This window comes from Aquabacterium sp. A3 (assembly GCF_038069945.1).
GTDB lineage: Bacteria > Pseudomonadota > Gammaproteobacteria > Burkholderiales > Burkholderiaceae_C > Aquabacterium.
This window is the reverse complement of sequence record NZ_JBBPEV010000001.1, coordinates 142,574-168,078: the sequence shown is the minus strand read 5'-3', so window position 1 is coordinate 168,078 and position 25,505 is coordinate 142,574. Positions and strand designations below refer to the sequence as shown.

The window sequence follows — 25,505 nt, the reverse complement described above, 5'->3', positions numbered from 1 at the left end:
CTGCGCGCCTTGGCTACACTGTGATCATGGATCCTGCCAGCAGCCTGCTCTTGATCGCCGCCTTGATCGCGGCCAGTGCTTTTTTCTCGCTCACCGAGTTGTCGATCGCGGCCGCGCGACGCATCCGGCTCAAGCAGATGGCCGATCAGGGCGACACCAGGGCGGTTCACGTCATGGCCGTTCAGGATGAACCCGGAGACTTTTTCACGGGCATTCAGATCGGCATGAACGTTGTGGCCATCCTGGGTGGTGTGGTGGGTGAGGGCGCATTCGCACCGCTCATTGAGCCGGTGTTGCGAGGTTGGTTGGGCGCTGAACAGGTGTCCACGGTCAGCAGCGTGGTGTCGTTTGTGCTGGTCACCAGCCTCTTCGTGCTCCTGGCCGACCTGTTTCCCAAACGCCTGGGCATGACCGCCCCCGAGCAGATCGCCGTGCGTGTGGTGGGCCCCATGCACGGCTTGCTGGCGCTGGCCAAGCCCGTGGTCTGGCTCTTCAAGCGCATGACCGATGGCCTGTTCAAGCTCCTGGGCTTGCCTGATCGGCGTGACGACGCCATCACGCCCGACGACATCCTGGCCATGGCGCAGGCCGGGGCCGAGGCGGGCGTGATCAGGGCGCCGGAGCACCTGGTGATTGAAAACGTGATGGAGTTGGACAGCCGCCACGTGCCCATGGCCATGACGCCGCGCGATCGCGTGGTGCACTTGCTGCTGGACGACAGCGAGGCATTGATCAGGGCCAAGATCATCGAGCACCCGCACTCCACCTACCTGGTGTGCGATGGCGACATCGACCACGTGGTGGGCTACCTCGATTCGAAAGACCTGCTCAACAGCATCCTCAAGCAGCAACCGATCAACCTTCACGCTGAAGGTCTGATCAAGAAGGTGCTGATCGTGCCCGACCGGCTCAACCTGTCGGAAATGTTGGGCCAGTTCAGGCAGGCCTTTGAAGACTTTGCAGTCGTGGTCAACGAATACGCGCTGGTGGTGGGCATCATCACCCTCAACGACGTGATGAACACGGTGATGGGCAGCCTGATGGCCCCGGTGGACGAAGACCTGATCGTGCAGCGCGACGCGGACTCATGGCTGATCGATGGCGTGACGCCCATTCCGGACGTGCTCAAGGCCCTGCACATCGACAGCCTGCCTCAGCAAGAAGAGTATGAGACGCTGGCGGGGTTCTTGATGGTGATGCTGCGCCGCATCCCTCGACGCACCGACAGCGTCAGCCATGGCGGCTACCGCTTCGAGGTGATGGATGTGGACAGCCACAAGATCGACCAGGTGATGGTGACGCGCCAGGCCGCCACCATCCCCGCCACGGGCGATCAGCCCATCGATCACATCGACGCAGACAGCAGCGCTCGATAATCCTCCGGGGTGGCGATGCGTGGATTTGTCTTGTGGCAGTGGTCTGCCATCGCACCGGCGATGACCTTGTCAAACCAAGCCTCCTGAACACCCATGTCGGCCAGCCCGCGGGGCAGCCCCAGGCGAGCGTTCAGGTCGCGCAATGCTTCAGGAATGTCGGCGCCAGAGCCCAGCCCCATGACACGGGCCATGCGGTCCAGGCGTCGCTCAGCCTGGATGGACGCTGCCTGGGCATTGAAGCTCACCACCGCTGGCAAGAACATGGCGTTGAGCGTGCCATGGTGCAGCTTGGGGTTGACCCCGCCCAGGCTGTGGCTCAGGCTGTGCACGGCGCCCAGCCCTTTCTGAAACGCCATGGCCCCTTGCATCGACGCGCTCATCATGTTCAGCCGCGCTTCGCGATCACTGCCGTCTCGCGTGGCGCGTTCGATGTGGTGCCAGGCACGCTCCAGACCGTCCAGGGCGATGCCGTCAGCAGGCGGATTGAACGCCGGCGCCATGAACGTTTCCATGCAATGGGCGATGGCGTCCATGCCGGTCGCAGCGGTCAGGGCTGGAGGCAGGCCAAGGGTCAATTCCGGGTCGCAAATGGCGGCCTTGGGCATCAGATTCCACGAGTGGAAGCCCAGCTTGCGTCCGTCATCCACGATCACGATCGCACCGCGCGCCACCTCACTGCCCGTGCCGGAGGTGGTTGGCACGGCGATGAGCGGCGCCACACTGGCACTGATCTTGGGCGATCCACCCTCGATCGTGGCGTAGGTCTTGAGCGGCCCTTCATGGGTGGCCATGATCGCCAGGCCCTTGGCCAGGTCGATGCTGGAGCCCCCGCCCACGGCGATCAAACCGTCACAGTGTCCGGATTCCCAAGCCGCCAAGGCGGCGCGCACCGATGCCTCGGTGGGGTTGGGAGGGGTCTGGTCGAACACCGTCACTGGCAAATCGCCCAGGGCATCCAGCGCTTTTTGCAGCACCCCGGCCGCCTTGACCCCCGCATCCGTGACAACCAGTGGGCGAGAAATGCCCACGCGCGCGCACTCGGCGGCCAATTGCTGGATGGCGCCGAAATCGAACTGGATCTGGGTGAGGTACAGGATGGTGGCCATGAGGGTGCTCTGTGAGAACTTTTGACGTTGAAAACACTGTACCAATCCTTGCTGTGCACAGGCGCCCCCCCTTGATTGAGGGATTACCCAGGTTTGAAGAAGGTCTGTCGCGCCAAAGGGCGTTCTCTGACATACCATACGCACCCAATACATGAAACGAGCGTTTGAAACGTTCGTACCGAGGAGAACAGACCCCCATGGCCAGCGCCGGCGCACGCCTGTCACCTGCAGACACCAAGACCCGCATCCTGGATGCGGCGGAGGCGCTGTTTGTGCAGGGCGGGTTCGAATCCATGTCCATGCGGCAGATCACCAGCGCTGCGGGGGTCAATCTGGCTGCGGCCAACTACCACTTTGGCAGCAAGGACGCCCTGATCCAGGCCGTGCTGGCCCGTCAACTGGACCCGCTCAACGATCACCGCCTGGCCATGCTGGACACGATGGAGCAGCACCTGGGTGATCGCATGCGGTGCGAGCACGTGCTGGTGGCCATGTTCTTGCCAGCCGTGCGGATGGGTCGGGGTCGCTCCGACGCTGCTCGCCGCTACTTGCACTTTCTGGGCCGTGCTTACACCGACCCTTCTCCGGTGGTGCGTGAGTTCATCGACACCCACTATGTGCAGTCACTGGCCAGGTTCTTTTTTGCCTTCCAGCGCACCTTGCCCGACCTCACGCGAGAAGACCTGGGCTTTCGCCTGAACTTTGCCATGGGCGCCCTGGCAGGCGTGCTGGCAGGTGGCAACACCCAGCGTCTCATCCGCGAGTTCACGCAAGGGCAGGGCGACCACGAGGCCATGATCCTGTCGCGCCTGGTGGCGCTGATGGTGGCCGCCTTGCGCGCGCCCTTGCCGGGACCTCAAGAAACCAACCTGATTGATGAGATCGTGCGTCTGCCCGGTCTTGCCACGCTGGGCATGAGGCCCGAAGACCTCCAGCCTTCGGCGCAGGAGCCCGCCGCAACCACCTGATTCCCCCCGTGTGACCCTGGTCAGGGTCACGTTCATCCCAACCGGCCGATCGACACTGTTCACGTTCACGGCCTTGCACCTTTGAGAGACACGCATGAAAGACGGTTACCTGGACTTTGCCAACTCGCCGATGGGCGCCAAGCTCGTCAATGCGCTGGGTTTGCCCAAGCCCATGACCCTGGAGCGTTACAAGGCCGGGCAACCCGCGATCAAGGGCGCCGTGCTGGTTGGGGGTGGTGGAGAGCCTCAGTTGCTGCCCACGCTGGCCGGCATCTTCCAGCGCATGGGTGCACAAACCCTCACCCATGAGCGGCTGCCTCAGTGGGTGGCGGTGGCCAACCAGGCCGGTCTGACCACCGGTCGCTGGGGCGGCAATGGCCAGCCTGGCGAGAAAGTCAAGGCGCTGGTGTTCGACGCCACCGGCCTGGAAGACAGCACCCAGTCCGATGCCTTGTACTGGTTCTTCCACGACGCGGCTCGCTCGCTGCTGCCTTGCGCCCGCGTGGTGGTGATCGGTCGTCCGCCCGAAGGCTGCGCCTCGCATCGCAAGGCCACCGTGCAACGTTCGCTGGAAGGCTTGACCCGCTCGCTGGGCAAAGAGCTCAAAAAAGGCAGCAACGCGCAACTGGTGTACGTGGCTGAAGGCGCCGAAGGCAACCTGGAGTCCACCCTGCGCTTCCTGTTGAGCCCGAAGTCGGCTTATGTCTCGGCCCAGGTGATTCGCGTGGGTCAGCCCGTGGGCGATGTGGTGGTGCCCGCCGACTGGAACCAGCCCCTGGCAGGCAAGAAAGTGCTGGTGACGGGCGCCTCGCGCGGCATCGGTGAAGCCATTGCCGAAGTCATGGCCCGTGACGGCGCTCAGGTGATCTGCCTGGACGTGCCTCAGGCTCAGGCCCCGCTGGAAGCCGTGGCCAAGAAGCTCAACGGCAAGGCCATCGCGCTGGACATCGGTGCCGCTGATGCACCCGCCAAGCTGGTCGAGGCCGCCAAGGCCGATGGCGGCTGGGATGTCATCGTGCACAACGCCGGCATCACCCGCGACAAGACCATCGCCAACATGAAAGAGCACCTGTGGCAGTTGACGGTCAATGTGAACCTGTCCACCCAGGAGCGCATCAATGAAGCGATGGTTGAAAGCGGCGCGCTGAAGCCCGGTGGCCGCATCGTCTGCGTGTCGTCGATTTCTGGTATCGCTGGCAACATGGGTCAGACCAACTACGCCGTCTCCAAGGCAGGCGTGATTGGCATGGTGCAATCCACCGCGCCGATCTTTGCCGCCAAGGGCATCACCATCAATGGCGTGGCACCTGGCTTCATCGAAACTCAGATGACGGCCGCGATCCCCTTCGCCATCCGCGAAGCTGGTCGCCGCATGAACTCCATGAGCCAGGGTGGCCAGCCCGTGGACGTGGCAGAGGCCATCGCCTGGTTTGCCAGCCCGGCATCCAGCGGCCTGACGTCCAACGTCATCCGCGTGTGTGGTCAGAGCCTGATTGGCGCCTGAGCGAGGCATCGCCCCCATGAAGACGATCACCGTCAACAAGTTGCCCAGCTCGATCTCGCTGAGCCTGGGCGCCTTGCGCTCAAGCAGCAAGAAGAATGTGGCCGTGGATGCCATGCCGGCCGTCACGTATGTGCGTCCGCGTGTGGTGGTCAATGGCCGCCATGTCGCGGCGTATGCCAAGGTGTGCGGGTTCACGCAAGCGCACGGCGTGCCCATCACCTACCTGTTCACACAGGCATTTCCGCTGGCAATGATGCTGTTTGGCAGCAAGGCATGCCCTTGGCCCGCCATGGGCATCGTTCACTTGTCCAACCGCATCGAGCAGATGGCACGCATCAATGCCGGCGATCAGCTGCGCATTGAGCTGAGCACCGGCGCCTTGTATGCGCATGACAAGGGTCAGGTGTTCATGCTGCATTTCCGTGCTTACCGGGGTGATGCGCTGGTCTGGCAAAACGACATGACCGCCTTGCGCATGGGGGTCAAAAACCCGCGCGGCCCCAAGTACGAAAGCCAGTTGTCCGACACAGTCGTGCTGTCTCATCAGGCCGATTTCTTTGCTGCAGCAGGGATTGGCCGACGTTATGGCCGCGTCTCAGGCGACATCAACCCCATCCACCTGACCGCCCTGACCGCCAAGCTCCTGGGTTTTCGCAAAGCGATCGCCCATGGCATGTGGACCAAGGCCCGCGCCCTGGCCACCCTCATGCCGCGTGAGGAGGTGACCAAGGCCGAAGTGCTGGTGGACTTCAAGACCCCTCTGTTCCTGCCTGCCAAGGCCTCTCTCTGGAGCAGCCGCCATGAGCGTGGCGCCACCTTCGAGGTGCGCAACGCCAAGGGCGACAAACCCCATTTGCGCGGTCGCATCACGTGCTGAGCACACCCGACCACCCCCGATTTCACTGAATACCGTAAGGACTCACCATGAACACCGTTCGTCGCGTCGCCATCATCGGCGGCAACCGCATCCCGTTTGCCCGCTCCAACACCGTCTACTCCCATGTGTCGAACCAGGAGATGCTGACGGCCACCCTGCAAGGCCTGGTGGACCGTTTCAACCTGCACGGCAAGCGCCTGGGCGATGTCGCCGCCGGCGCCGTCATGAAGCACTCGCGTGACTTCAACCTGGTGCGTGAATCCGTGCTGTCCACCACCTTGTCGCCGCAAACGCCGGCCTACGACCTGCAACAAGCCTGCGGCACCGGTCTGGAAGCCATCATGCTGGTGGCCAACAAGATCGCCCTGGGCCACATCGAGTGCGGCATTGGCGGCGGCGTGGACACCACCTCGGACGCCCCCATCGGCGTGAACGAGAAAATGCGCAAGATCCTGCTGGAAGCCAACCGTGGCAAGTCCACCGGTGAGCAGCTCAAGACCCTGTCGAAGATCCGTCCTTCGATGCTGGTCAAGCCGGCCATCCCGAAGAACGGCGAGCCCCGCACCGGCTTCTCGATGGGTGAGCACGCCGAGTTGATGGCGCGCGAATGGGGCATCCCCCGTGAAGAGCAGGACCAACTGGCGTTCTTGTCGCACCAGAACTTGGCGCGCGCCTACAAGGACGGTTTCTTCGCCGACCTGATGACCCCCTTCAAGGGCGTGAGCAAGGACAACAACCTGCGCGAAGGCCTGACCGTCGAGAAGCTTCGCTCGCTCAAGCCCTGCTTCGACAAGAAAATCGCCCCGGGTCAAGGCACGCTGACCCCGGGCAACTCGACCCCGCTGACCGACGGCGCCTCGGCCGTGTTGCTGGGCTCGGAAGAGTGGGCCAAGGCCAACAACCTGCCGGTGCTGGCCTACATCACCTTCAGCGAAGTGGCTGCCGTGGACTTCTTCGGCCCCGAGAAGGAAGGCCTGCTGATGGCCCCTGCCTATGCCGTGCCGCGCATGCTGGCCCGCGCCGGCATCAGCCTGCAAGACTTCGATTTCTATGAAATCCACGAAGCTTTTGCCGCGCAGGTGCTGTGCACCCTGAAAGCCTGGGAAGACGCCAAGTACTGCAAGGACAAGCTGGGCCTGGACAAGCCGCTGGGCTCGATCGATCGCAGCAAGCTCAACATCAACGGCTCGTCGCTGGCTGCGGGTCACCCGTTTGCCGCCACCGGTGGCCGCATCGTGGCCTCGCTGGCCAAGATGCTGTCGCAAAAGGGCTCGGGTCGTGGCCTGATCTCCATCTGCGCGGCCGGCGGTCAGGGCGTGGTGGCCATCCTCGAACGCTGATGACCTGACAGGGCTGTCAGATTAATTTCTCTGTCAGCCTTGTTAAAATAAACATTTTGTAGCACCGGGCAGGCGCAACTGCGTGAGCCCGGTATCAGGAATTGGGCCGCCAGCCGCCCCCGCGCCACCAGGCATTGCCGGTGGCGCCGGTACATGAGGAGATCAGATGAGCCAATCCGCCGCCGCCCAAGTTCAGTCGGGTGTGTCGATCGTCAACCCTGACGGCACGACCAACCGCATCTGGCTGTCCTCCTATGTCAAGGGCGTGCCTCACGACATTGACGTCAACAAATACCAGTCCCTGGGACAGTATTTTGACGAATGCATCAACAAGTTCCGGCAGCGCCCGGGCTTCGTGAGCATCGGCACCGAGATGAGCAACGATCGCCTGGATCGGCTGGTCAGCGCCTTTGCCGGTTGGCTGCAGAGCCAGGGCGTGAAAAAGGGCGACCGGGTGGCGATCATGCTGCCCAACACCTTCCAGTATCCGGTGTGCCTGTTTGCGGTGCTGAAGCTGGGGGCGGTGGTGGTCAACATCAACCCGCTGTACACGGCTCGTGAATTGGCCCACGCCCTGAACGACAGTGGCGCCGAAACCATCATCGTGATGGAAACCTTTGCCAAGACGCTGCAAGACGCGATGACGGGCACCAAGCTCAAGCGCATCGTGCTGACGCAGATCGGTGACCTGTTGTCGGATGGGTTCATCAACGCCAAAGGCCGCTTGTTGAACTTCGTGCTGCGCAAGGTGCAGAAGATGGTGCCCGCGTACAGCCTGCCGGGGGCTCGCTGGATTCGCGATGTGCTCAAGGAAGGCGCTCAGCTCAAGTTCAAGCCTGCCGAGGTCAAGGCGGATGACCTGGCGTTTTTGCAATACACCGGCGGTACCACCGGCGTGTCCAAGGGCGCGATGCTCACGCACCGCAACGTGCTGGCCAACTGCCAGCAGGCGCTGGCATTTGCCGAAGGCCAGTTGACGGATGAAACCGAGACCGTGGTCACGCTCATCCCGATGTACCACATCTTCTCGCTGACGGTGAATGGCCTGATCTTCATGGCCCTGGGCGGTCGCAACATCCTGGTGGCCAACCCGCGCGACACCAAACGCGTGATGATGATCCTGAAGAACGAACGGTTCTCGGGCATCACAGGCGTGAACACGCTGTTCGCCTCGTTTCTGGAAGATCCCGCCTTTGCCAAGCTCGACTTCTCCAAACTGAAGTTGCCCATTGCCGGCGGCATGGCCCTGATGCGCAGCACCGCCGAGCGCTGGAATCAGGTCACCGGTTGCCCCATCGTGGAAGGCTATGGCCTGACCGAGTGCTCGCCCATCGTGACGCAAGCCCCGGTGGACCTGAGCAAGCCCCGCGAAGTCTTCACGGGTTCGATTGGCGTGCCCGTGCCCTCCACCGAAGTGCGCTGCCGCCGTGACGACGGCAGCTGGGCCAACATCGGCGAGCCTGGCGAGCTGTGCGTGCGAGGCCCTCAGGTCATGAAGGGTTACTGGAACCGCCCCGAAGAAACGGCCAAGGTCATCGACAGCGAAGGCTGGCTGGCCACCGGCGACATCGCTGTGATGGACGAGCGGGGATTCCTGAAGATCGTGGACCGCAAGAAGGACATGATCCTGGTGTCCGGCTTCAACGTGTACCCCAACGAAATCGAAGACGTGGTGGCGATGCACCCCGACGTCAAGGAAGTCGCCGCGGTGGGCGTGCCCGATGAAACCGCTGGCGAGCGCGTCAAGGTGATCATCGTGCCCCGCAATCCTGGGCTGACCAAGGAAGCGATCATCGACCATTGCCGCAAGAACCTCACGGGCTACAAAATTCCCCGCGTGGTCGAGTTCCGCAATGAAGAGCTGCCCAAGACCCCGGTGGGCAAGATCCTGCGGCGCGAGCTGCGCTGATTGCGACCTTCCGGGGCCAGGCCGGGTCAGGCATGAGCACGTTTCGCTTTCAACATCGCCTGCGCGTGCGCTGGGTGGAGGTTGATGCGCAACAGGTGGTCTTCAACGGCCACTACCTGACCTACCTGGATGTGGCGGTGTCTGAATACTGGCGCCAGGTGGGCTTGCCATACCCTGGCGCCTGGCAGGCCATGGGTGCCGACATCTATGTTCGCCGCAATGCGCTGGACTACCACGCCCCCGCGCGTCTGGACGACTGGCTCACGGTCGGTGTCAGGGCCCATCGTGTGGGCGGCAGCTCACTGACCCTGGCCTGGGAAGCTCGTCGTGGCGGGCAACTGCTGGTGGATGGTGAGGTGGTTTATGTCTGTGTTGGCCTGCACGACGGTCGCCCCATGCGCCTGCCAGAAGAGGCGCGTCTCCAGTTGGAGGCCTTTGAAGCAGGCGGCGCTGCCTGGATTCAGCATTGGGGTGCCTGGGCTGAGGTGCAAGAGGCCGCAGCCGCCGTGCGACGGGCAGTTTTCATCGAAGAGCAGGGCATCTCGGACGCCGACGAGTGGGATGAAGACGACGCGCGTGCCACCCACCTGGTGGTGAGCAACCTCTCTGGTTGGCCCGCCGCCACGGGCCGGCTGATACCGGGGCCGCAGGCCCTTGAAGCGCGAATCGGTCGGTTGGCGGTGCAGCGCAGCGCGCGTGGCGCTGGCCTTGGACGAGAGGTCTTGTTGGCCCTGGTGGACGACGCGCGTGCCAGAGGGTTCGAACGGGTGACCTTGCATGCGCAATGCACAGCGCAAGCCCTCTATGCCTCTGCGGGCTTCCAGCCTGTCGGCGAGGTGTTTGACGAGGTTGGCATACCCCATCAAAAAATGCAGCTCACGCTTTGAGCAGCTTGAGCACGGGCGCCTTGATCAGGTTGCGGGCACGGGTGCGTTTCATGGGCGGCAGGACATGGTTGTCCAGCTCCGACACTTCCGAAGTCTCGAAAACGTCCTCTGTCTTGTCTGCACGCGGCTTGGCGACCTGTGGCAGCGTGGCCTGCAATCTGGCGACATCAGCGTCCGCTGCGGTGTGGCGGGGGGGCCAGTTCTTGAGCGTCACCTGACGCAAAAGCGCCACCCCTCGGGGGGTGAATGTGCGCTCGAACACGTGGGTGACCAGGCGTTTGTGCTGCCGCTCGGTGATGACGATCGTTGAGCAGCGGGTGCCATAACTGCCATCGGCAGAGCGGATGAAGCACGACGACAGCAGCCGCTCCCAGGGCAGGGGCACGCCGGTGTGGGGGAGGTGGGCGTCAGCGGCCTGTTCCGGGTTGGCCAAGGCATCCATGAGGCGATGGGCCAGCGCGTCAACTTCTGGCTCTGCGGCCAGCGCCAGTTTGAGTTGTGCCTTGAGTTGCTGCACTTTGGGCCACGGCGTGTTGAGCTGCGCGTTGGACAAGCCGAAGATGCCTTTTTGAAGCCGCTCCGGATACAAACGCCGGTTGTTCAGCCAAAAGCACTCGGCCTGCGCAAAATCCAGCGCGATCATGTTGAAGCCGTTGTAGCCCGACATGGCCAATCGCGGCCACAGCGTGGCCATGTCCACGTCACCCTTCAGCCATTGGGGCACGATGTCGCCACGCGACGGGGCCGACGGGTCGTTGTCCTCAGGGTTGCGGATGTTGGTGACCAGGCCCAATCGACCATACGCGGTGAGGCCCAGCCAGGTTCCGCCCGCCGACAGATCTCGTCCACCCAGGATGGCCGGCCCGTCGCCATCAGGCTGCCACCAGCCCAGCCGGGCGGCTTGCCGATCAAAAAACTCGTCCCGGTTGGCTGCCAGCACAAACGGAAAGCGAGAGTGCTGGTCGAGGGCAAAAGCAACAAGGCACATGAGGGCTCCAATCTTCAGGTGGAGATGTCGGTGGCCACGTCCGTGAAACGCTCCACATGCAATTCACCCGAGCGCCAGTCATCGAGTTCTTCCAGGGCGTCGATGACCGACTGTTGCAGTTCAGCATGCAGGCCCGCCGGGTGCTCGAACACCTCCATCCAGGTGCTGCTGCCATCAGCACGAGACTCATCACGACGCTGCATCAGCCGGCAATGCAATCCCTGCCATTGGCCGCACAGGCGGCGGTGTACGGCCGCCACCCGCACGGGCCAGTCGGGCACGCTGGACGGGGGCAGACGGTAATACACGAACAGGGCGGACAGGTCATTGCACTCCGGCATGACCTGAAGCCTAGCTGAATTTGTGCCCTGCAGCACTGCGCAGCACGGCACCAGGGCAGGGTGGCGGTCTAATTCCCGTTAAGGAATGAACGCCTGGCCGCAATGGATCAATCCGCAGCGCCTGTGCTGGCCGTGGCGGTGGGCACGTCGTAGGGCAGGGGGAGGACACTCAGCGATGGCCCCGAAGCATGCCCCAGGCACAGCGGCGCGGCCTGAGCCGACAATTTGAGTTCTGCCAATGCATGCCAGCGCTGGGGCAGCACCGGACAGGCCGCCGCATTGACCACCATGCCCACTGGCTGTTCAGGCTCTTGCGGCGTGAAGATCTCCTGCCCGGCTTGCATGGGCTGCACACCCTCCAGCAAAAACAGGCGCCGTTTGGTGGTGCCGCGGTACTGGCTTCTGGCCACAACCTCCTGCCCTGGGTAACACCCTTTCTGGAAGTTGACGCCCCCGATCAACTCCATGTTCACCATCTGGGGCACGAACTGATCGATGGTGTTGGCGGTGATCCGAGGCACGCCGGTCAGCACGGACAACCACGCCCAGTGCGCGCCAGACACCCACATGACAGCCGGGTCGGCGGTGTCTGGCGATGAGGTCAGCGCGTCAGCGTCTGCCTCGGGCACGATGGCCCAGCCCAGTCGGCTGCCCGTGCCTGTCAGGCTCTGGCCCGGTGTGTCGGCCCACGGTGCAGCGAACGTGTGGTGCACAGGGACCACGGTGCCCAGCACGCGCCAGTCCGCGCTGGCGTCTCGCAGCTTGCACTGAGCCCTGAGCACGAACATGCTCAGGCGCTTGAGCGTGGCGGGCAAGATGGCCTGGTCCATGACCAGCGCGAAACGCTCGGCGTCCAGGCGCTGCACCCACAAACTGGCCAGCATGCGCCCTTTGGCTGAGCAATAGGCGGCCAAAGCAGAATGCCCCACGGCCAGCGACAGCATGTCCTGACTGAGTTGGCCGTGAAGGAACGCGGCGGCGTCCCGCCCTGTCGCCTCCACCACCCCCACATCGGGCAGCGTGCACGCACCCGTCCAATTCGAGGTATCCACGAGATCTGAGAAGTTCATCTGCTGATTATGATCACGCCTGTGATCCAAGACCCCCACCCCTCATTCAAATCCTCAGAAACTGCTCGACAAACCGGCGGTGTGCTCCTGGTGCTGGGGCTGCTGATGGCCGCCGGCCTGCTGACCATCGTGGCGGCAGGGTGGTTGTGGCTCAATCAGCCGCTGCCCTTGCGCGATGGCCAGCCCGTTGACTACGCCGTGGAGCAGGGCAGTTCCCCCCGGGCCATTGCCCGTGGCTGGGTGGACGCTGGCGTCGAAACCGACGACTGGCTGCTGTACCAGTGGTTCAGATGGTCTGGACAGTCCCGCCAGATGCGCGCCGGCAGCTACGAGCTCAGCCCGGGCTCATCGGCCAGAGACCTGCTGCGCATGATGGTGCGGGGTGACGAGCGCCTGGCCACCGTGCGCCTGATCGAGGGTTGGACGTTCTCGCAATGGCGCATGGAGCTGGCCCGCGCAGAAGGGCTCAAACCCACCACCGCGGGCCTGTCATCGGCAGACATCATGTCCTTGCTGGGGCGTCCGGGGCTGGCCGCAGAGGGCCGCTTTTTTCCAGACACGTATGCCTACGCCAAGGGCTCGACCGATCTGGCCGTGATGCGCCGTGCCTTGCAAGCGATGGATCAGCGGCTGACCGACGCCTGGTCGCAACGCACACCGGGCGTGCCACTGCGCTCGATGGACGAAGCCCTGATCCTGGCGTCCATCGTCGAAAAGGAAACGGGCACGGATGCCGACCGCGCGATGGTGGCCGGTGTGTTCAGCAACCGATTGCGCATCGGCATGAGGTTACAGACCGACCCCACCGTCATTTACGGCCTGGGCGACCGGTTTGATGGTAATTTGCGCAAAGTTCATTTGCTCACCGACACGCCCTACAACACCTACACGCGCGCTGGCCTGCCGCCCACACCCATTGCCATGCCGGGCAAGGCCTCCCTGCTGGCGGCCGTCCGGCCGGCCCCGACCCGGGCCATGTACTTTGTGGCACGAGGCGATGGCACCAGCGTTTTCAGTCAGACATTGGCCGAGCACAACCAGGCGGTGAACCGCTATCAACGCCAACAGGCCCGGCGGACCCCATGAATCAGACACCTCCACAGCGCGCTGGCCGGTTCATCACCGTCGAAGGCATTGATGGCGCAGGCAAGACCACCCATGTCCAGGCTGTGGAAGACGCCTGGCGATCGGCAGGGCGCGACGTGGTGCGCACGCGTGAGCCAGGGGGCACCCCACTGGCCGAGCGCCTCAGAGACATGGTGCTGCATGAGCCCATGGATGCGCTGACCGAGTCGCTGCTGGTGTTTGCTGCGCGTCGTGACCACCTCCATACCGTGATCGAGCCGGCACTGGCAAGAGGCGCCTGGGTGCTGTGTGACCGGTTCACTGATGCAACCTTCGCCTACCAGGGCGGAGGACGTGGTTTTGACATGACCGTGCTGTCCCAGTTGGAAGCGTGGGTGCAGCAGGGCCGTCAGCCCGACCTGACCTTGTTGTTCGATCTGCCACCGGTGGTGGCGGCCGAGCGTTTGAGACAGGCTCGACAGCCAGATCGTTTTGAGGCCCAGGACGGTCATTTTTTTGAGCGAGTGCGTCAGGCTTATCTGCAGCGCATGGCTGAGCAGCCCCACCGCTTTGCGCTGATCGATGCGCAGCAATCGCCTGATCAGGTACGCGAAGCCGTGCTGCAAACGTTGACGGCGCGGGGGTTGCTGTGACGACGCCCACCACATCGCTGCCAGCATGGCTGCAACCCGCGCTGGCGCAAGCCCTGACACAGGCCAGAGGCCACGCCTTGCTGGTGCATGGCGCCCCAGGCAGTGGCCAGTTCGAGCTGGCGCTGGCACTGGCGCGCTCATGGTTGTGCGAATCCACACCAGCCGATGCGCCCCCCCATCAGCCGGCCTGTGGCCGCTGTGTGTCATGTCATTTGGTGGACGCCCGCGCCCACCCGGACCTGATGGTGCTGTTGCCTGAAGCGCTGGAGTTGTCTCTGGGCTGGCGGCATGCCCCCGACGACGACGGAGACAAGGCCTCAAAGTCTCGCAAACCCAGTCAGGAGCTCAAGGTTGAAGCCATCCGGCAAGCGGTGAACTTCGCACAGCACACCTCGTCCAGAGGCCGCTGCAAGGTGGTCCTGGTGCATCCCGCAGAGCGCATGAACACGGTGTCGGCCAACACACTGCTCAAAACGCTGGAAGAGCCTCCAGGCGTGGTGCGTTTTGTCTTGTCGGCGCAAGGATCGGTCGACAGCCTGCTGCCCACCATCCGCAGCCGGTGCCAGCTTTGGCATCTTGGCATGCCACCAAGCCAGGACGCTCTGCGGTGGTTGCAGTCTCAGCAGGAAGGCTTGTCGGACGACGAGGCCACCACCCTGCTGGCAGCCGCTGGAGGGCAGCCCTGGACGGCGCTGGACCTGGCGCAGCAAGGCTTGCGCGCCTCCGCCTGGCGACAGCTGCCTTCACAACTCTCCAAGGGCGACAGCAGCGGGCTGGCGGGCTGGCCTGTGTCGTGGGTGGTTGAGACGCTGCTGAAGCTGTGTCAGGACATGAGCGCTCACGCCGTGGGAGGCACTCCACGGTTTTTTGCTGCCGCAGAGCTGCCGGCGCCACCTGATTTGGCGGTGCTGGGGCAGTGGCACAAGCAGCTCATGCTCGTGGCCCGCCACGCCGATCATCCCTGGCATGCCAACTTGCGGCTGGAGAGTCTGGTGGAACAGGCTGCGGCTGTGCTGCGGCGCGGCAAACCATCCCGCCAGGGTTGACCCGCGTCGGCTCACGCCTGGTGACGGGCATGGCGCGTGTGAGCGAATGTAAAGCCCCCCTGGAATGAGGGCTAGTTCACACTCACTCACCCCCGTATGGGGGTTAAGCGAGCTACACTGATTTCACGATGAGTGAGTTCCAGACGACCGCGATGCCCTCTGCCTTTGTCGGCATAGCCCCAGGCAAGCTGTCTCCCGGCCTGAGCGGGAGCGGTGGTGCTGGCGCGTCCTCATCCAGTGCCTCTCGGCCCAGCGTCATCCAGCTGGTGTTCCGCGAGAAGGGGGCGCTGTACGCAGCCTACATTCCGGCCTTCACCGACGGTGGTTTGTTCGTGCCCACCACGCGTGAATACCGTCTGGGCGATGACATTTACCTGCTCTTGTCCTTGCCCGAGGATGCACAACGTCATCCGGTGGCCGGCAAGATTGCGTGGATCACCCCGGCCAACGCCTCGTCGGGTCGCACGCAGGGGGTTGGCGTTCGCTTTCCCGCCGACGAAAAAACCCGGCTGCTGCGGATCAAGATCGAGCAGATTCTGGGCACCAACATCTCCTCCAGCAAGCCAACCCAGACGCTTTGAGGCAAGATGGCGCCTCGCCATTTTTTGCACTGAAGCGTCGTCCGGTTCTTGCCATGTTTGTTGATTCCCATTGCCACCTCAACTTTCCCGAGTACACCGCCTGTTTGCCGCAGGTGCGGGCCGACATGGCCGCCGCCGGGGTGAGCAGCGCCTTGTGCATCAGCACGCAACTGGAAACCTTCGAGGCCGTGCATGCACTGGCCTTGGCCCATGACAACTTCTGGGCCACGGTGGGCGTGCATCCAGACAATGAAGACGTGCTGGAGCCCACGCTGGACGACCTGATTCAGCGCGCCGCGCTTCCCAAGGTGGTGGGCATTGGCGAAACCGGGCTGGATTACTACCGGCTTGAGGGCCGCACCGTGGCCGACATGGCATGGCAGCGTGAGCGCTTTCGGGTGCACATTCGCGCTGCGCGGCAGACGAATCTGCCCCTGGTGATTCACACCCGCTCATCGGCTGCTGACACGCTGGCGGTGTTGAAGGACGAAGGACAGGGGCACGTCAGGGGCGTGTTTCATTGCTTCACCGAGTCGGAGGCCGTGGCCCGCGAGGCGCTGGACATGGGCTTCTACATCTCGTTTTCCGGCATCCTGACCTTCAAGAACGCGCAGGACTTGCGCGATGTGGCGGCGTTCGTCCCACTGGATCGGTGCCTGATCGAAACCGACAGCCCGTACCTGGCGCCCGTCCCGCATCGGGGCAAGACCAACTCTCCGGCCTACGTCTCGCATGTTGGCGCGCAACTGGCGGCCATCAAGGGCGTGGCGGTGGAAGAGGTAGGGCGCATCACGACGCGCAACTTCGAGGATTTGTTCTCGTTGGTCCGCGCAAACTGAGGGTTTGCACACCCCATGCAAGAAGCCTCTGTCAGAAAATTTCTGACAGGCGGTTTGGTTGTTCGGTGACTATCACCGGCCAGCGATGAAGCCTAGAGTCAGGTCCATCGATTGGATGCAACGCACACCGGAGGTCTTCATGCAAAAGCAAAGTCTGTACGCCAACCCGTTTGCCCTGATGATGGATCCGCAAGCGGTTCTGCAGGCCATGGAGCGCTCCGAGCGCCTGAACCGCTTGCAAAGCCGCGTGTGCCGCCCGCTGGACAAGCCACTGATCCCGCTGGTCAATGGCGAGCGTGAGGCCTTTGACGAGGCGGTGGACGCCGCCGATGAAGAGGTAGAGAGCGCTGAAGAATGACAGCCAGCGCTCGGCTGTAGAGATTCAACGTCTTTTGCTTGCGGCAAGAGCGTGTTGTTCAAGCCCGCCTCAGGCGGGCTTTTTTTCGTCCAGCCAACGCCGCTCCAGCCGGCGCCCCCCCAGGGACAAGCCCAGGCAGAGCAGTGCATAGATCAGGCCCACGAACAGGTAAGCCTCGAAATGATGCGGGCGCCAGACCGGATCGCCTGACATCACCAGAGACAGCCCCCCCGTGAGTTCGTGCACGCCCACCACCACGACCAGCGACGTGTCCTTGAGCAGGCCAATGGCATGGCCCGTCAAGCCAGGCAGCACACTGCGCAAGGCCTGCGGCAGCACGATGCGCCGCTGGATGCCCCAGTAGCCCAAACCCAGCACCTTGCCTGCTTCGGCCTGCTCGGGTGGCACGGTCTGCAGACCACCCCGAACCACCTCGGCCAGATAAACGGCCGAAAACAGCACCAAGGCCAGGGCGGCGCGCAGGACCAGGGGAGGGGTGTGATCGGTGGGCAAAAGCAAGGGCAGGGCAAAGACCGAGGCAAACAACAGCGTGATGAGCGGAACACCCCGGATCAACTCGATGGCACCGGTGGCCAGCCAGCCGGCAAGCCCGCCCTGGTGACGGGCCACGGCCAACATGATGCCCAGCGGAACGGACAGCCACCAACTGCCCAGGAACAGCATCAAGGTCAGGGGCAGGCCGCCCCAGTCTGTGGGGGGCACCAGGCTCAAGGGCCCCCAGCCCCCCCTCAACAGCAGGATCGCCACGGGCAGCCAGACCGCGCCGCACAGCAGCCACCATCCGAGCCGACGATCTGCGCGCGCCCTTGCAAAAGCCGACAGGCACGCCATGGACGCGAGCATGAACAGCAGCGGTCGCCAGCGCTGATCTTCGGGATAGTGCCCCAGGAGAATGGGCAAGGCCTTGGCAGGCACCACGCCCCAGCAAGCCCCGTGAGGGCTGTTCTGACACGCGGTGGCATCGGGTTGCCAGACGGCGTGCACCACCGCCCACTGAAGCAAGTGCCAGCACAGCACCGCCACCAGGCCCCAGCCCAGCAAGGCCATCACGGGTGCCCAGGCGCGCCTCATGAGGCCACCCCCTTCAGCGCCTGGCGCCGGTTGAAGAGGTTCATGCCCGCAGCCGTCAACAGCGACAAGGTCAGGTAGACCCCCATCATGATCAACAGACAAGACAGCACCTGGCCCGTCTGGTTGATCGTGGTGTTGCTGATGGAGACCAGGTCGGGGTAACCAATGGCCACAGCCAGGGTGGAGTTTTTGACCAGATTGAGGTACTGGTTGGTGGCGCCCGGCACGATGGTGCGCAAGGCCTGAGGCAACAAGACCTGCGCGACCTGTTGCCATCGCGTGGCGCCCAGGGTGTCTGCGGCCTCCAGCAGGGACACGGGCACGGCATCAAAACCTGCCCGGATGATCTCGGCCAGAAAAGCGCTGGTGTAGACGGACAGCGCCATCAACAAGGCCAGGTATTCAGGGCTGAGAGACGCCCCGCCAGTGACGTTGAACGGGCCTTGTTCTGGCACCGACCAGTGCCAGCCGACCGCCTGAACCATGTCTGCCGCGGCGGCCCCGTCCATGGAAGACGACGGCACTGGCCACGGAAATGCCAGGCCCCCTTTGCTGAGCCACCACCCGGGCAAAAGCTCCAGCGCGTCGGTCGTGTCGGGCAGGGCTTCGACCACCAGAAAGTACCAGATGAGCAACTGCAGCAACAACGGCACGTTGCGCACCAGCTCCACATAGGCGCGCGCGATGCCGCGCCACACCCCGACGCCGTGTCGTTGCAGCAGCGCCACCACCAGCGCCAGCGCGGTGCACAAGATCAAGCCTGGCAGCGCCACCCGCAAGGTGTTGCCCAAGCCCACCAAGAAGGCCCACCACAGCGGATGGTCTGGTGAATAAGTCAGCAGGCCGGTTTCGCCAATGTCAAAACCAGCCGGTTGAAATAAAAAATCCCACATCAGCGGAAAGGCGGAGCAAACATCAGGCCACCGTCACGCCACAGGCGATTGAGCCCTCGCTGCAGGCCCAGCGCAGAACGGGGGCCCACATGGCGATCAAAGACCTCGCCGTAGTGCCCGACGGCCTGGATGGACCGTTGGGCCCAGGCGGCATCCAGCCCCAGGTGGCGCCCGAGGTCTTCGCCACGGCCCAGCAAACGCAGCACGGCCGGGTCGTCACTGCGCATGTTGGCCGCCTTGGCCTGGGTGATGCCCAGTTCTTCGGCCTCCAGCAGCGCAAAGACCGTCCACTTCACGATGGACAACCACTGATCATCGCCCCGACGCACCATGGGGCCCAGAGGCTCTTTGGAGATCAGCTCGGGCAAGATGACGTAGTCATCCGGCTTGGGGGCCTCACGGTTGCGCACGCTGGCCAGGCCGGAGGCGTCACCGGTGTAGGCTTGGCATCGCCCCGAAAACAGCGCCTTGAACGCGGCCTCGTAACTTTCAAACACCACGGGTTTGATGTTGAGTTTGTGCTGGCGTGAGAAGTCGCTCAGGTTGCGCTCGGTGGTGGTGCCGGACTGTACGCACACCTGGGCGCCCTTGAGGTCGGTGGCACGCTGCACCTTGAAGCGCTTGGCCACCAAAAATCCCTGGCCATCGTGGTACGTGACGGCGGCAAAGTGAAAACCCAGTGATGCGTCGCGGCTCAAGGTCCATGAGGTGTTTCGCGACAACACATCGATCTGGCCGTTTTGCAAGGCCACGAAGCGCTGTTGGGCATTGAGCGGCACAAAGCGCACCTTGTCGGGGTCTTTGAGCACGGCGGCGGCCACCGCACGGCAAATGTCCACATCCAGGCCGTGCCAGACGCCTTTGGTGTCCGGCGCAGAAAAACCAGCCACGCCAGTGCTGACGCCACATTTCAGGTGGCCACGCTGGCGCACGGTGTCGAGGGTGGACGCGGCCGCAGCCTGGTGACACAGCGCCATGGCCAGGGCCGCCAGACAGAATGAGGGATTGCGAAACTTCATCATGAGGAACATTGTGCCTGCTGCTGGGGTGATGCACCAGCATACAAAGTTTCTACGATGTATATTGCGCGCCCTGCTTTTGATGATGAGCTAAGTGCGCGCCAGCATTGGCTTTTTCAGGCGTTGCCATCGTTCCCAGAATCAGAACCGCGCCGGCGGCCACCCCTGCCGCTTTTAGCTTTCCCAGAGCACTTCGCCACACAGCGGCATACCTTTCGTCTAGCTGCGCTTCTATTTCTGCGACCGTCTCCAATACGGGCAGTCCGGCCAGCTCCGCCATGAACGCGACCTCATGAGCGTCTGGCTTTTGCTTCCCTTTTTTCCACTCACTCAGCCTTGTTTGGTGCCTATCGAGCAGCTTTGCCAGCTCTCCGTGTGACCCTGCGCGGGCTGCCGCCTGCTCGATGAGTTCTGTCAACGTCATGGTGTGCCCTTAGCGAAAAAGCGTGAAACAGGTGTACATTCGCGAAAAACCGTGAATAGCGATTTTCCGCAACGTCAGCACTGTACACGCCATGACGACACTCAGGGTCCAGACCACTTGCCGGCAATTTGCCTTTGAAGCGCCTTCGGTGGAAGAGCGTGCGTTAGGGATCGTTACCCGCATGGGCCAAGACCCGCAGGGGCTTGGTGCCGAAGGCATAGAGCCCGGTCCCGAAGGGAAACGCCAAAGTAAGCGTGACAGTCACGCAAAAGACCTGCACAAGCGAGCAGATCTGATGTTTGCAGCTGGCTACCAGGCATCAGCCTGGGCGCTGCGCCAACGCGCCTGGCGGCTGGAGGCCTGACCATGGATCGCCTGGCCCCGAACGTTCACCGACTCGAACCACACCTGAAGGGTGCTCGGCCGCCGGACGGCGCGCTTGCGCGCCGGCCGGCGGACGAGGGCCCTTCAGGGCGGGACGATCTAGTAACACGTCCCGTTTGTCTCACCGGTGATACTTTTTTTGGAATTTCGGACAAAACCGAGGCCAAGCAAGAACCCTTTTTTGTGGACTGGTTGACCATCAGCCAAGAGCACACCGGCGGTGGTTTGCCCGTCGTTGATGCTGGCTGTGTCATCGGTTGTGACGACACCGGGGCCATCGAGTGGAAGACCACCAAAGCCGTCAAGCATGCAGGCAGCTTTGAGACATCCATCAACGTCAAGTGCGATGGTTTCCGCGTCACTGTCTCAGGGAACGTCAGCCGCTTCGGCCGTCGTGAAAACCTGTTTGGTTTTGGCTTTTTCCGGTGCATTGATCGAGTTAACACGATCCTGGGTCATTACGGCTTGCCGCCTATGACCGCTGGCGTCAAGCGTGAGCAGATCGCGAAGGGTGCCATCCGCTACGTCTGGACAGGCGCCAGAGTCAGCCGCATCGACGTCACGGCTAACTACGAAACCGGCTCGGCCGACAACGCCCACGCCTTCATGCAGTACATCGGCAGCCAACATGCCGGCCGCCATGAGGGCAGGGTGCTTGGTGCCGGTGAAACGGTCGCCTGGGGTGTTGGCAGTCGTCGCCAGTACTGGAAGGCCTACATCAAGCACCTGGAGCTCAAGCGTCGCGGGTGTGCTGATCCACGAGTTACAGAGCACTGCGAGCAGCGCGGCGTGGTGCGTTTTGAGGGCACGCTCCGGTCGAACGCCCTGACCGATATGGGCTGCGCATTCCTGGGCGACTACGAAAGCGGCTGGGCGATGAAACAGCTAACCCTTTGCTTTGAGCAGCACACCGAAGTGCTGAGCCGTGCAGAAAAGACCACCGATGACCTGGACGAGTTGCCCAAGCACCTCCGGTCCACAGCCCGCGACTACCTGGCCGGCATGGACATGTCCCGGCAGCTTTCACGGGCGAGTTACTACCGGCACCGGCGCGAGCTGCTGCCCTACGGCATCGACATTGCCGTGCGAAACGTCACCCCTTTCCGGCCCCGCGTGCGTGTGATTGAGCTGAAGCCCGCGTCGGTCCCTTCCTGGTATCAGCTCGCAGCATGAGGTAATTCAAATGGCACGGTTTTATGTGGTTGGCATCAAGCGTTTTCAAGGCACCGTCGATGGCAAGCAGATCAACAGCGGCAAGCTGTTCGTCAACTGCCGGCTCGATGAGTCGCGCAACAGTCCCGAACAGTACGCCTCGGGCCACTTCACCGAAACGATCGAGCGAGTTGACCCCGAGCTGATCAAGCGCATCGAGCATGTTCCCTTGCCTGCCTGGTTTGACATTGAAACCGAACGGGTGGGCAACGGCAAAGAGAGCCGGGAAATGGTGCTTGATATCCGCCCGGCCGAGCATCAGAACCTCAAGGCTGCAGCACAGCCCGTCAAGGCTGCCTGATGCCCGCTGGCTACCTGTCCAACGGCCAGTGCGTCACGAGCCTCCAGCTCGCCGCTCAGCACTTCTGTGCGCAGTTCCCCCGCACGGTCAGCACTGGCGCCGAGCCCGTGACGTATTCGTGCGCGGTCATGGGCAACGCAGGCCAGGTACTGGTGGCAGCCCAAGTTGGCACTCAGACGGGCGGCTATTCGCAGTTCACACCGTATTACGGCACCTGCGACACATCGACCTTCAGAGCCCGGACAGGCCCATGGGACCTGTCAATCCAAGATGCATCCCTGATCGCGGCCGCCATCCTCGGCGTTTGGGGAATTGCAGTCGTCTGGCGCGAGCTGGCGGCATTCGTTCGAGGTGGCACACATGGAGAGGATCCAAGATGATCAAGACCTTCAAGCACTACGCCGGCCGCGCTGCCGGTGCCGTGGCCGTCCTGGCCGCAACCACCAGCCTGGCCCATGCCGAAGTCGACACGACCTCGGTGACTGGCGCCATCACTGAAGCCGGCACGGCGCTCGCCGTCGTCGGTGCCGCGTACGTGGCCATGCGCTACGGCGCGGCCGTGTGGAAGTGGCTGACCAAGTTCTCGAGCTGATCGAGCACGACACCCGGGGGGCTTCGGCCCCCCTTTTGATTTGGGGGCACAAATGGACGATCTTGGAATCTGGTTGCTGATCGCTGTATTGGGGGGCGCATGGCTCATATTCCGCGCTTAATTGCGCTGTTACTCTGCGCGTCTGTCTTGCCGTCATGGGCCTCTCCGTATGAGGTCAAGTACACGCACCACGGCAATCACGTCATTCGTGGAACCGGCAGCACGCCGCAAGCTGCTTGTGATAACTACCGTGGGGGTTTTGCGGCTGGGCAACCTGTGGCGTGCTACGACGTGAACACTGGCGGTGTTTATACCCGTTGGTCAGTTGGGCCCACTGCTACCGCTAGCGGTGGTTCCTGTTCTATGCAGATCACACGAGGTGGTCATCCTAATTGCCCAAACTATCCGGCCACTACCATGACCTGGACGGTGCCAATTGTGAATCTCGGCCCTTCCGAGTGCCTTGCTGGTGAGCAGCTGGCGACCATTACCGACGGTAAGGCTCAGTACGTATGCACGCTCGGTTGTAAATATGAAGCCGGGTTTGATACAAGGGGCGGAGGTTCGTATTTCCTGGTAAATACCGGACAGGCGTGCGATGGTAGTGAAACCGAGTCGCGGGAAAATCCAGAGGATCAGCCAAACCCTGAAGCTGATCAACAGTGCCAAAAAGGCACTTGTCGGGCCAGAGGCGAAATTAATGGCACACCGGTCGATAAATGTGTACCTTGCAACACTGTCACCACCGGCACCGATAAGACCGGAACCACCGAGACTACGAATGAAAACGGCGAGACCACCACAACGTCGACCGCTGGCACTCAGTCGACAAGTCAGACAACATGCACCGGTGGCACCTGCACCACGACCACGACCACCACGACGACAAATGACGATGGCGACGAGGTAACAACCACGGAAACCACCGAGCAGGACAAGGGCTCGTTCTGTGAAGAAAACCCAAACAGCCAGCTGTGCAAAACCACGGCTTGGGGCGGTGCTTGTGGCAATTACTCGTGTGACGGTGATGCTGTTCAATGCGCGCAGGCCAGGGCTGCGGCCGAGCTGCTATGTAAGTTCGACACACCGGCGGACAGTGCCCAGGTGGCCACTGCGCAGCAGGCCATCGCAGGCACGCTCAGCGGCTCAACGCCCGATGTGATCAGCGGCGCTGTCGGGGACTTCAACACCACCAACCCATACACCGCCAGTTGCCCCGGTGACATCGAGGTCAACGTTGGCGGCGTGGCCACGTTCACGATCCCCATTAGCACAGCGTGCCCATACATCGAGCTGATCGGCTGGATGCTGGTTGCTGGCGCCACCCTGGCCGGTGCGCGCATTGCGTTCACTTGAGGAAGTTCAAATGCCTTTATTCATTGCTGCACTGATCGGCGGGCTTGTCCAGGCTGCTTCTACGATGGCCGGTCGCGTCCTGGTCGGCCTCGGCATAGGCGTTGCTGTTTTCAGTGGCGTGTCGACGCTCATCAACACGGCCAGGACAACAGCGTTTAGCTACCTGGACAGCGCCGCCACCTTTGCCCAAATTGCGCAATATATGGGCCTCCTGCAAATTGGCACCTGCGTCAATATATTGTTTAGCGCTCTGATAATCCGCCTGACACTTCGAGGCCTCCAGGGCGACACCATCAAACGGTGGGTGACACGATGAGCGCACCAGTCACACTCATGACGGGTTTGCCTCGTAACGGCAAAACCTTGCACGCTATCTGCATGCTCAAAGAGCGTTCAGAAAAAGAAAAGCGCCAAGTCTATTACCACGGAATAGAAATACTCGATAAAGTTGCTTTGCCGTGGCAAGAACTTGTTGATGCTACAAAGTGGTATGAATTGCCAATTGGCTCCCTTATCGTCATCGATGAGGCCCATAAGGTTTTTCCTGTTCGGCCTGTCGGATCTAAAGTCCCCCCCCACGTTGAGGCTATAGCAGAACTTGGTCACTACGGCCATGACATTGTCATCATCACTCAACACCCGATGGAACTCGACAGCGCGATCAGGCGCCGCGTCGGCCGTCACATTCACCACGTGCGTCGCTTCGGCCTCGAGGCCTGCGCCATGTTCGAGTGGTCCCGTTGTGTTGAAAACTGCGACAAGACCCGCAAGGACGCGATCCAGCATGAATGGCGCTACAACAAGGCCGCTTATGCCTGGTACAAGTCCAGCGAGCTGCACACCATCAAGCGCAACATCCCCAAGAAGCTCCTCATCTTGCCCCTGGCCCTGCTGCTCATCATTGCGGCCATCTGGTACGTTGTGCACGTCTTCACCAAGCAGCGCGACGGCGGCGGCGAACAACCCCAGCCACAGCAGGCCCCTATCACGTCAACTGGTGACATTGGTGCGCGTCCTGCAGGCCCTGCAAACCCCGTCGAGTGGTTCGAGGCTCATCAGCCCCGCATTCGTGGCTTGGCCTACACCGCGCCGGTGTATGACCAGGTCACACAGCCGGTGAGGGCGCCATATCCGGCCGCGTGCATCCAGTCCGCCACAAAGTGCCAGTGCTACACACAGCAAGGCACGCGCCTCGATGTGCCCAAGCCGCTGTGCCAGGACATAGCGGCGGGCGGCTTCTTCGTGGCGTGGCAACTGGAGGGGCAGCCTGGCCAGGGTTCACGAACCGTGAACGCTCACACGCCGTGAACGTTCACGGTCTGTG

Annotated in this window: 28 protein-coding genes; 20 read left to right on the top strand and 8 right to left on the bottom strand. The window is 62.7% G+C overall.

Annotation, left to right across the window (positions count from 1 at the left end; translation table 11 throughout):
* Positions 1 to 26: 26 nt before the first annotated feature.
* Positions 27 to 1,376 carry a polyamine export protein PaeA gene (gene paeA / locus WNB94_RS00715; protein ID WP_341387704.1) on the top strand — a complete coding sequence of 450 codons (1,350 nt, stop codon included), beginning with the start codon at positions 27 to 29 and terminating at the stop codon, positions 1,374 to 1,376.
* Here paeA and gbd read toward each other — a convergent pair.
* Positions 1,346 to 2,482 (bottom strand): 4-hydroxybutyrate dehydrogenase, encoded by a 1,137-nt coding sequence (gene gbd / locus WNB94_RS00710; RefSeq protein ID WP_341387701.1) that lies wholly within the window; start codon positions 2,480 to 2,482, stop codon positions 1,346 to 1,348. The genes paeA and gbd overlap by 31 nt on opposite strands.
* Positions 2,483 to 2,679: 197 nt before the next feature.
* Between gbd and WNB94_RS00705 the strand changes: the two genes are divergently transcribed.
* From WNB94_RS00705 to WNB94_RS00680, 6 genes are all read left to right on the top strand, one after another.
* The gene (locus tag WNB94_RS00705; protein ID WP_341387699.1) at positions 2,680 to 3,450 is read left to right on the top strand and encodes a TetR/AcrR family transcriptional regulator; all 771 of its coding nucleotides are present in this window, start codon (positions 2,680 to 2,682) and stop codon (positions 3,448 to 3,450) included.
* 94 nt (positions 3,451 to 3,544) lie between these two features.
* On the top strand, positions 3,545 to 4,954 hold the full coding sequence (locus WNB94_RS00700; RefSeq protein ID WP_341387697.1) for a 3-oxoacyl-ACP reductase: 1,410 nt from the start codon (positions 3,545 to 3,547) through the stop codon (positions 4,952 to 4,954).
* A gap of 16 nt (positions 4,955 to 4,970) precedes the next feature.
* Complete coding sequence (locus WNB94_RS00695) at positions 4,971 to 5,831, top strand: MaoC/PaaZ C-terminal domain-containing protein (RefSeq protein ID WP_341387695.1); 861 nt, start codon at positions 4,971 to 4,973, stop codon at positions 5,829 to 5,831.
* Between the two features lie 47 nt (positions 5,832 to 5,878).
* Positions 5,879 to 7,171, top strand: coding sequence for an acetyl-CoA C-acetyltransferase (locus WNB94_RS00690; protein WP_341387694.1), 1,293 nt, complete (start codon positions 5,879 to 5,881; stop codon positions 7,169 to 7,171).
* Positions 7,172 to 7,337: 166 nt separating this feature from the next.
* Positions 7,338 to 9,080 (top strand): AMP-binding protein, encoded by a 1,743-nt coding sequence (locus WNB94_RS00685; RefSeq protein ID WP_341387692.1) that lies wholly within the window; start codon positions 7,338 to 7,340, stop codon positions 9,078 to 9,080.
* Positions 9,081 to 9,112: 32 nt separating this feature from the next.
* Positions 9,113 to 9,967 carry a YbgC/FadM family acyl-CoA thioesterase gene (locus WNB94_RS00680; RefSeq protein ID WP_341387690.1) on the top strand — a complete coding sequence of 285 codons (855 nt, stop codon included), beginning with the start codon at positions 9,113 to 9,115 and terminating at the stop codon, positions 9,965 to 9,967.
* Here WNB94_RS00680 and WNB94_RS00675 read toward each other — a convergent pair.
* The 3 genes from WNB94_RS00675 to ygfZ form a co-directional block, all read right to left on the bottom strand.
* Positions 9,957 to 10,955 carry an NRDE family protein gene (locus WNB94_RS00675; protein ID WP_341387688.1) on the bottom strand — a complete coding sequence of 333 codons (999 nt, stop codon included), beginning with the start codon at positions 10,953 to 10,955 and terminating at the stop codon, positions 9,957 to 9,959. The two genes, WNB94_RS00680 and WNB94_RS00675, sit on opposite strands and share 11 nt — an antisense overlap.
* Before the next feature lie 14 nt (positions 10,956 to 10,969).
* Positions 10,970 to 11,296 carry a DUF4936 family protein gene (locus tag WNB94_RS00670; protein WP_341387687.1) on the bottom strand — a complete coding sequence of 109 codons (327 nt, stop codon included), beginning with the start codon at positions 11,294 to 11,296 and terminating at the stop codon, positions 10,970 to 10,972.
* 107 nt (positions 11,297 to 11,403) lie between these two features.
* Positions 11,404 to 12,366: a CAF17-like 4Fe-4S cluster assembly/insertion protein YgfZ gene (gene ygfZ / locus WNB94_RS00665; RefSeq protein WP_341387686.1), complete on the bottom strand. Its 963-nt coding sequence runs from the start codon at positions 12,364 to 12,366 to the stop codon at positions 11,404 to 11,406.
* Positions 12,367 to 12,471: 105 nt separating this feature from the next.
* On the opposite strand from ygfZ, the gene mltG reads away from it, so the two are divergent.
* The 6 genes from mltG to WNB94_RS00635 all read left to right on the top strand — a co-directional run bounded on the left by mltG (position 12,472) and on the right by WNB94_RS00635 (position 16,908).
* The gene (gene mltG, locus WNB94_RS00660) at positions 12,472 to 13,452 is read left to right on the top strand and encodes an endolytic transglycosylase MltG (protein WP_341389896.1); all 981 of its coding nucleotides are present in this window, start codon (positions 12,472 to 12,474) and stop codon (positions 13,450 to 13,452) included.
* On the top strand, positions 13,449 to 14,084 hold the full coding sequence (tmk, locus tag WNB94_RS00655) for a dTMP kinase (RefSeq protein WP_341387684.1): 636 nt from the start codon (positions 13,449 to 13,451) through the stop codon (positions 14,082 to 14,084). Before mltG ends, tmk begins: the two co-directional genes overlap by 4 nt.
* Positions 14,081 to 15,130, top strand: coding sequence for a DNA polymerase III delta subunit-related protein (locus tag WNB94_RS00650; RefSeq protein ID WP_341387682.1), 1,050 nt, complete (start codon positions 14,081 to 14,083; stop codon positions 15,128 to 15,130). Before tmk ends, WNB94_RS00650 begins: the two co-directional genes overlap by 4 nt.
* Before the next feature lie 200 nt (positions 15,131 to 15,330).
* Complete coding sequence (locus tag WNB94_RS00645; protein WP_341389894.1) at positions 15,331 to 15,711, top strand: PilZ domain-containing protein; 381 nt, start codon at positions 15,331 to 15,333, stop codon at positions 15,709 to 15,711.
* A gap of 53 nt (positions 15,712 to 15,764) precedes the next feature.
* Complete coding sequence (locus WNB94_RS00640; RefSeq protein ID WP_341387681.1) at positions 15,765 to 16,550, top strand: TatD family hydrolase; 786 nt, start codon at positions 15,765 to 15,767, stop codon at positions 16,548 to 16,550.
* A gap of 139 nt (positions 16,551 to 16,689) precedes the next feature.
* Entirely contained in the window at positions 16,690 to 16,908 is a 219-nt protein-coding gene (locus WNB94_RS00635) for a hypothetical protein (protein WP_341387679.1), read from the top strand.
* A gap of 69 nt (positions 16,909 to 16,977) precedes the next feature.
* On the opposite strand, the gene WNB94_RS00630 is transcribed toward WNB94_RS00635, so the two are convergent.
* Genes WNB94_RS00630 through WNB94_RS00615 form a run of 4 tightly spaced genes read right to left on the bottom strand, consistent with a single transcriptional unit; the run spans position 16,978 to position 20,336 of the window.
* The gene (locus WNB94_RS00630; protein ID WP_341387677.1) at positions 16,978 to 18,000 is read right to left on the bottom strand and encodes an amino acid ABC transporter permease; all 1,023 of its coding nucleotides are present in this window, start codon (positions 17,998 to 18,000) and stop codon (positions 16,978 to 16,980) included.
* Positions 17,997 to 18,893 (bottom strand): ABC transporter permease subunit, encoded by an 897-nt coding sequence (locus tag WNB94_RS00625; RefSeq protein ID WP_341387676.1) that lies wholly within the window; start codon positions 18,891 to 18,893, stop codon positions 17,997 to 17,999. Before WNB94_RS00625 ends, WNB94_RS00630 begins: the two co-directional genes overlap by 4 nt.
* Entirely contained in the window at positions 18,893 to 19,912 is a 1,020-nt protein-coding gene (locus tag WNB94_RS00620) for an amino acid ABC transporter substrate-binding protein (RefSeq protein ID WP_341389893.1), read from the bottom strand. Before WNB94_RS00620 ends, WNB94_RS00625 begins: the two co-directional genes overlap by 1 nt.
* A 52-nt stretch (positions 19,913 to 19,964) precedes the next feature.
* Entirely contained in the window at positions 19,965 to 20,336 is a 372-nt protein-coding gene (locus tag WNB94_RS00615; RefSeq protein ID WP_341387675.1) for a transcriptional regulator, read from the bottom strand.
* A 91-nt stretch (positions 20,337 to 20,427) separates the two neighbouring features.
* Between WNB94_RS00615 and WNB94_RS00610 the strand changes: the two genes are divergently transcribed.
* The 7 genes from WNB94_RS00610 to WNB94_RS00580 all read left to right on the top strand — a co-directional run bounded on the left by WNB94_RS00610 (position 20,428) and on the right by WNB94_RS00580 (position 25,489).
* Positions 20,428 to 20,700, top strand: coding sequence for a hypothetical protein (locus tag WNB94_RS00610; RefSeq protein WP_341387672.1), 273 nt, complete (start codon positions 20,428 to 20,430; stop codon positions 20,698 to 20,700).
* Between the two features lie 2 nt (positions 20,701 to 20,702).
* Positions 20,703 to 21,893, top strand: coding sequence for a phage/plasmid replication protein, II/X family (locus tag WNB94_RS00605; protein WP_341387671.1), 1,191 nt, complete (start codon positions 20,703 to 20,705; stop codon positions 21,891 to 21,893).
* A 10-nt stretch (positions 21,894 to 21,903) separates the two neighbouring features.
* Complete coding sequence (locus WNB94_RS00600; protein ID WP_341387669.1) at positions 21,904 to 22,233, top strand: hypothetical protein; 330 nt, start codon at positions 21,904 to 21,906, stop codon at positions 22,231 to 22,233.
* Between the two features lie 376 nt (positions 22,234 to 22,609).
* Positions 22,610 to 22,825, top strand: a complete 216-nt coding sequence (locus WNB94_RS00595; RefSeq protein WP_341387668.1) for a major capsid protein — start codon at positions 22,610 to 22,612, stop codon at positions 22,823 to 22,825.
* A gap of 417 nt (positions 22,826 to 23,242) precedes the next feature.
* Entirely contained in the window at positions 23,243 to 24,181 is a 939-nt protein-coding gene (locus tag WNB94_RS00590; protein WP_341387666.1) for a hypothetical protein, read from the top strand.
* Positions 24,182 to 24,191: 10 nt separating this feature from the next.
* Positions 24,192 to 24,497, top strand: coding sequence for a DUF2523 family protein (locus tag WNB94_RS00585; protein ID WP_341387664.1), 306 nt, complete (start codon positions 24,192 to 24,194; stop codon positions 24,495 to 24,497).
* Positions 24,494 to 25,489, top strand: coding sequence for a zonular occludens toxin domain-containing protein (locus WNB94_RS00580; RefSeq protein ID WP_341387663.1), 996 nt, complete (start codon positions 24,494 to 24,496; stop codon positions 25,487 to 25,489). Before WNB94_RS00585 ends, WNB94_RS00580 begins: the two co-directional genes overlap by 4 nt.
* Positions 25,490 to 25,505 lie beyond the last annotated feature (16 nt).

Bases quoted from the DNA above. Each gene is read 5' to 3' on its own strand.
- WNB94_RS00700 (WP_341387697.1), top strand. From the start codon at position 3,545: ATGAAAGACGGTTACCTGGACTTTGCCAACTCGCCGATGGGCGCCAAG.
- WNB94_RS00605 (WP_341387671.1), top strand. From the start codon at position 20,703: ATGGATCGCCTGGCCCCGAACGTTCACCGACTCGAACCACACCTGAAG.
- tmk (WP_341387684.1), top strand. From the start codon at position 13,449: ATGAATCAGACACCTCCACAGCGCGCTGGCCGGTTCATCACCGTCGAA.
- WNB94_RS00635 (WP_341387679.1), top strand. From the start codon at position 16,690: ATGCAAAAGCAAAGTCTGTACGCCAACCCGTTTGCCCTGATGATGGAT.
- WNB94_RS00630 (WP_341387677.1), bottom strand. From the start codon at position 18,000: ATGAGGCGCGCCTGGGCACCCGTGATGGCCTTGCTGGGCTGGGGCCTG.
- gbd (WP_341387701.1), bottom strand. From the start codon at position 2,482: ATGGCCACCATCCTGTACCTCACCCAGATCCAGTTCGATTTCGGCGCC.
- WNB94_RS00595 (WP_341387668.1), top strand. From the start codon at position 22,610: ATGATCAAGACCTTCAAGCACTACGCCGGCCGCGCTGCCGGTGCCGTG.
- WNB94_RS00685 (WP_341387692.1), top strand. From the start codon at position 7,338: ATGAGCCAATCCGCCGCCGCCCAAGTTCAGTCGGGTGTGTCGATCGTC.
- WNB94_RS00580 (WP_341387663.1), top strand. From the start codon at position 24,494: ATGAGCGCACCAGTCACACTCATGACGGGTTTGCCTCGTAACGGCAAA.
- ygfZ (WP_341387686.1), bottom strand. From the start codon at position 12,366: ATGAACTTCTCAGATCTCGTGGATACCTCGAATTGGACGGGTGCGTGC.
- WNB94_RS00670 (WP_341387687.1), bottom strand. From the start codon at position 11,296: ATGCCGGAGTGCAATGACCTGTCCGCCCTGTTCGTGTATTACCGTCTG.
- WNB94_RS00610 (WP_341387672.1), top strand. From the start codon at position 20,428: ATGACGACACTCAGGGTCCAGACCACTTGCCGGCAATTTGCCTTTGAA.
- WNB94_RS00615 (WP_341387675.1), bottom strand. From the start codon at position 20,336: ATGACGTTGACAGAACTCATCGAGCAGGCGGCAGCCCGCGCAGGGTCA.
- WNB94_RS00585 (WP_341387664.1), top strand. From the start codon at position 24,192: ATGCCTTTATTCATTGCTGCACTGATCGGCGGGCTTGTCCAGGCTGCT.
- WNB94_RS00690 (WP_341387694.1), top strand. From the start codon at position 5,879: ATGAACACCGTTCGTCGCGTCGCCATCATCGGCGGCAACCGCATCCCG.
- paeA (WP_341387704.1), top strand. From the start codon at position 27: ATGGATCCTGCCAGCAGCCTGCTCTTGATCGCCGCCTTGATCGCGGCC.
- mltG (WP_341389896.1), top strand. From the start codon at position 12,472: ATGGCCGCCGGCCTGCTGACCATCGTGGCGGCAGGGTGGTTGTGGCTC.
- WNB94_RS00705 (WP_341387699.1), top strand. From the start codon at position 2,680: ATGGCCAGCGCCGGCGCACGCCTGTCACCTGCAGACACCAAGACCCGC.
- WNB94_RS00590 (WP_341387666.1), top strand. From the start codon at position 23,243: ATGACCTGGACGGTGCCAATTGTGAATCTCGGCCCTTCCGAGTGCCTT.
- WNB94_RS00680 (WP_341387690.1), top strand. From the start codon at position 9,113: ATGAGCACGTTTCGCTTTCAACATCGCCTGCGCGTGCGCTGGGTGGAG.
- WNB94_RS00675 (WP_341387688.1), bottom strand. From the start codon at position 10,955: ATGTGCCTTGTTGCTTTTGCCCTCGACCAGCACTCTCGCTTTCCGTTT.
- WNB94_RS00625 (WP_341387676.1), bottom strand. From the start codon at position 18,893: ATGTGGGATTTTTTATTTCAACCGGCTGGTTTTGACATTGGCGAAACC.
- WNB94_RS00640 (WP_341387681.1), top strand. From the start codon at position 15,765: ATGTTTGTTGATTCCCATTGCCACCTCAACTTTCCCGAGTACACCGCC.
- WNB94_RS00695 (WP_341387695.1), top strand. From the start codon at position 4,971: ATGAAGACGATCACCGTCAACAAGTTGCCCAGCTCGATCTCGCTGAGC.
- WNB94_RS00620 (WP_341389893.1), bottom strand. From the start codon at position 19,912: ATGAAGTTTCGCAATCCCTCATTCTGTCTGGCGGCCCTGGCCATGGCG.
- WNB94_RS00600 (WP_341387669.1), top strand. From the start codon at position 21,904: ATGGCACGGTTTTATGTGGTTGGCATCAAGCGTTTTCAAGGCACCGTC.